Source organism: Pseudomonas sp. PS02303 (assembly GCF_029959925.1).
Classification (GTDB): domain Bacteria; phylum Pseudomonadota; class Gammaproteobacteria; order Pseudomonadales; family Pseudomonadaceae; genus Aquipseudomonas; species Aquipseudomonas mandelii.
The window spans coordinates 1-3,738 of the sequence record NZ_JASCOM010000396.1 but is presented as its reverse complement, the minus strand read 5'-3'; the positions used below and the strand labels follow the sequence as shown (position 1 = coordinate 3,738).

Annotated in this window: 6 protein-coding genes; 4 read left to right on the top strand and 2 right to left on the bottom strand. The window is 59.3% G+C overall.

Annotation, left to right across the window (positions count from 1 at the left end):
- Positions 1-164: 164 nt before the first annotated feature.
- A complete protein-coding gene (locus QMX98_RS33190) occupies positions 165-878 on the bottom strand; it encodes an OmpA family protein (RefSeq protein WP_282412014.1) in 714 nt (237 codons plus the stop codon).
- A 90-nt stretch (positions 879-968) separates the two neighbouring features.
- A complete protein-coding gene (locus QMX98_RS33185; RefSeq protein ID WP_282412013.1) occupies positions 969-1,664 on the bottom strand; it encodes an OmpA family protein in 696 nt (231 codons plus the stop codon).
- Positions 1,665-1,853: 189 nt separating this feature from the next.
- On the opposite strand from QMX98_RS33185, the gene QMX98_RS33180 reads away from it, so the two are divergent.
- From QMX98_RS33180 to QMX98_RS33165, 4 genes are read left to right on the top strand one after another with little or no spacing between them, the layout of a single operon-like run.
- On the top strand, positions 1,854-2,351 hold the full coding sequence (locus QMX98_RS33180) for a DUF6231 family protein (RefSeq protein WP_010462634.1): 498 nt from the start codon (positions 1,854-1,856) through the stop codon (positions 2,349-2,351).
- A gap of 4 nt (positions 2,352-2,355) precedes the next feature.
- On the top strand, positions 2,356-2,832 hold the full coding sequence (locus QMX98_RS33175; protein WP_083374889.1) for a YchJ family protein: 477 nt from the start codon (positions 2,356-2,358) through the stop codon (positions 2,830-2,832).
- A 46-nt stretch (positions 2,833-2,878) separates the two neighbouring features.
- Entirely contained in the window at positions 2,879-3,373 is a 495-nt protein-coding gene (locus QMX98_RS33170) for an LEA type 2 family protein (protein WP_083374890.1), read from the top strand.
- Entirely contained in the window at positions 3,370-3,588 is a 219-nt protein-coding gene (locus QMX98_RS33165) for an SEC-C metal-binding domain-containing protein (protein WP_221108563.1), read from the top strand. Before QMX98_RS33170 ends, QMX98_RS33165 begins: the two co-directional genes overlap by 4 nt.
- The last annotated feature ends 150 nt before the right edge of the window (positions 3,589-3,738 follow it).

Here is a 3,738-nt window from a genome sequence, read left to right as displayed (position 1 = left end):
CCCCAAAACACCTTCATACGCCCCCCGTTGAGAATTATTCTTTGCGCGCACAGTAACGGCTTCCGCGAGGGATAAGCCAGAGGGCAACAGAAAATTCTTCATGAAGGCCGCCGAATGGCCGTCGAATCAACAGCCACTGTTGTCCGACGGCTCTATCACGGGGCTTAGCGATTAATGTGTAACTCCACCCTACGGTTTTTCGCGCGTCCTTCATCCGTTTCGTTGTCGGCCAACGGCTGGCTTTCGCCTTTGCCTTCGCTGGTGAGTTTGCTCGGCGCAATGCCCTGGCTCAACAGATAAGCAGCCACACTGCTGGCGCGACGCTCCGAAAGTGCCTGGTTGTATTCATCCGAACCGACGCTGTCGGTATGACCGATCACCTTGAGGCTCACCACATCGGCGAATTGCAGTTTGGACATCAGCGAATCCAATTGACTCTGCGCGGCGGGACTCAGGTCAGATTTGTTGAAGGCAAACAGCACGTCGCTGGGCAGCGTGATGACTTCGGGCTCAACAACTTCGACAGGTTTCACGCTGGCCGGGTACTGCGGCAGCGGACAACCATGGTGTTCGACAGGCGTATTGGCCGGGGTATCGGGGCAACGATCACGCCCATCGAAAACGCCGTCTTCGTCCTCATCGCCATCCTGGGCGTAACAGATCAAGCCACCGGTCAAGATACCGAGTGCTGCGCCACCGCCTGCCCAGCCGGCACTTTCAATCGCGCCCAGACCGCCGCCGACCAGTCCGCCGATGAGGCTGCAGATCGGCCAGGTACGTTGATTGAGAGGGGCGGTGCCATCGCTGTGAGTGGCGCAACCGGTCAACAGGCTGCCTAGCAGCAGAACCGGCAAGACGGTCCTTGTGAGAACGCTCATTGTGAAAGCTCCTGTGTTACCGGCCCATACCGGTTACACAGGAGTAAAGACCCGCATCCGCGACTGCACAAGCCGCGGAGCGGATGGGACTTAGCGGTTGATTTTGATTTCCGTGCGACGGTTCTGCGCACGGCCGTCAGCGGTTTTGTTATCGGCCACCGGCTGGCTTTCACCGGCACCGGTCACAGACACGAAGCTGCTGCGTGGGACGCCTTGCTGGATGAGGTATTCAACCACCGAGTGAGCACGCTTATCCGACAGTTTCTGGTTGTAGGTATCACTGCCCACGCTGTCGGTATGGCCGGTCACGGTCAATTGAGCGGTGGAGGCTTCCTGTTTCAGGCGCGTGGCGATTGTGTTGAGTACATCTTTATCGGAAGGCGTGAGTGTGGCTTTGTCGAACTGGAAGTGGACATCGCGGATGACAATGACTTCTTCCTTGACCACCACGACTTCTTCGACCACTGGCGCAGGTACCGGTGGAGGGCAGCCGTCGGCATCGACCTTCACGCCTCGAGGCGTACCCGGACACTTGTCGCGACTGTCCGGCACACCATCGCCGTCTTCGTCACCATCGCCATGCACCCAGCAATACGCTGCCGCCGTACCGCCAACGATCAGCGCGCCATACCCAGCCCATGCCGAGCTCTCGGTCGCACCGAGACCCGCACCGATGACACCGCCGACCCCCGCACAGGTCGGCCAGTCGGTTTTCTGCAAACCTGCGCAACCAGTCAACACACTGGTTAGCAGAACCAAGGGTAATGCTGTCCGAACTATGCTCATCTAGTTTTCTCCTGAGGGATCGGCTTAGAACCGATTCAGGGAGTAAAGACCGGAGTTTTAATCTCCGCCAGCAATAGGCCATTGCTGTTTTGCCCTGTGTTCACGGCCGTTCGCCAATTTTGGCGCAAACCCGCTCTAGGCCCGCACGTTTGGGCAGGCTAGTCTTGGTGCTCTTTTTGAGGAACTCTGATGATTGCAGGTATTTCTTCGCGCACGCCCCAGCAGGCGTTGGCCGCTTTGCTTGATCGATACGCCCCCGCGCGCCTGTTGTTGATCGGCGCCAGCGAATTCCCCGCACTTGAGGCGTTCAAGCTTGCGCACCCGGACAGCTGCGTGGCGCATGCGGCACCGGGTGCACTGCCGGCCGAACTGGCGGCGCGCCGCTTTGATCTGGCGCTGGTGGTCGATTGCCTTGAACACCTGCCAAAGCGTGACGGTCTGAATCTTTTAGGCGGGATCCGTAATCTGAACGCCAGCCGCATTGCGGTGCTGGCGGATTTGCCGGCCAGCGGCTGGCAGGAGACGGATTTCTTTTCCCTGGCCTTGCAAGCCAGTGAACGCTTCCAGCGCGATGAACAAGTGCTGACGCTGTTCACCTACGATCTGCTTGACTATAAACAGGTGCCCGACTGGCTCAACTCGCGGTTCTGGGCCAATCCGGAAAACTTCGGGAAATATTGGTGGTAACGCAATGAGTACATCCATTTGCCCTTGCGGCAGCGGCACCCTGCTCGATGCCTGCTGCGGCCATTACCATGCCGGGCATCCGGCGCCGTGCGCCGAAGCCTTGATGCGCTCGCGCTACAGCGCCTATGTGCTGGGTTTGATCGACTATCTGGTGGCAACCACCCTGCCCGCGCAACAGGCCGGCCTGGATCGTCAGTCCATCAGCGACTGGAGCGCGCAAAGCACCTGGCTGGGTCTGGAGGTGGAAAGCTCCGAGGTATTGGGCGGTCAACCGGAACACGCATTCGTCACGTTCACCGCACGCTGGCATGACGGTGGTGGTGAACACAGCCACCGCGAGCGCTCCTCGTTCGTGCAGAACGGCGGGCACTGGTACTTCATCGACCCCACCGTGCCACTCAAGGCCGGACGCAACGATGCCTGCCCGTGCGCCAGCGGGCAGAAATTCAAGAAGTGTTGCGCGGGGTATTTCGGCGCGTGAGGTGATTCCAAAGGGCTAGACTGGCGTTCTAGGGAGAAACACGACCATGATCACCCGGCGCCTTGCACTTTTTCTCTTCTCCTCGCTCCTCTTTCTGGGGCTCGGCGGCTGCGCGTCCTGGTTCGGAGACGATCTGCCGGACCCGCAGGTGCACCTGGTGAAGGTTGAAGTGGTCCGCGCCAAACTGCTGGAGCAGAAATTCATCCTGCACTTTCGCGTCGACAATCCCAATGACAGCGACCTGACGGTGCGCGGCCTCGAGTACCGTATTCACTTGGGCGACATGCTGCTGGCCGAAGGCGAGCATGAACACTGGTTCACCGTCGGCCCCAAACGCAGCGCCTATTTCAAGGTGCCGATTCGCACCAACCTGTGGCCCAAGGTGCGGGACCTGGTAAAAATGCTGAAAAAACCCGATCAGCCCATCCCCTATCGTCTGGAAGGTGAAATGGAAACCGGTTTATTCATCGCGCACTACGTGCACCTGGCGCGCAATGGCGTGATAATCCCCGCCGATTTAATTCCGGAGCAAAACCGATGACCCAGCAACCCCATGTCCATGGCCCTGACTGCAACCACGATCATGACCATCACGACCATCACGACCACCATGATCACGACCACGGCCATGTCCACGGCCCGAACTGCGGCCACGCCCACCAGGAACCGGTGCGCAACACCCTGAAAGATGTCGGCCGCAACGACCCTTGCCCATGCGGCAACGGCAAGAAATTCAAGAAGTGCCACGGCGCTTGATGCTTCGGGCGAAGAACTTCTTCGCCGCTTGAATCGACTTCGCGAGCAATCCCGCTCCCACATTGGTTCTGTGCACGCATCCCCCCTGTGGGAGCGACGGTGCGTCGCTCCCACATGGAACTCAGCCAGCCTTCAATATCTGTGCAGTAC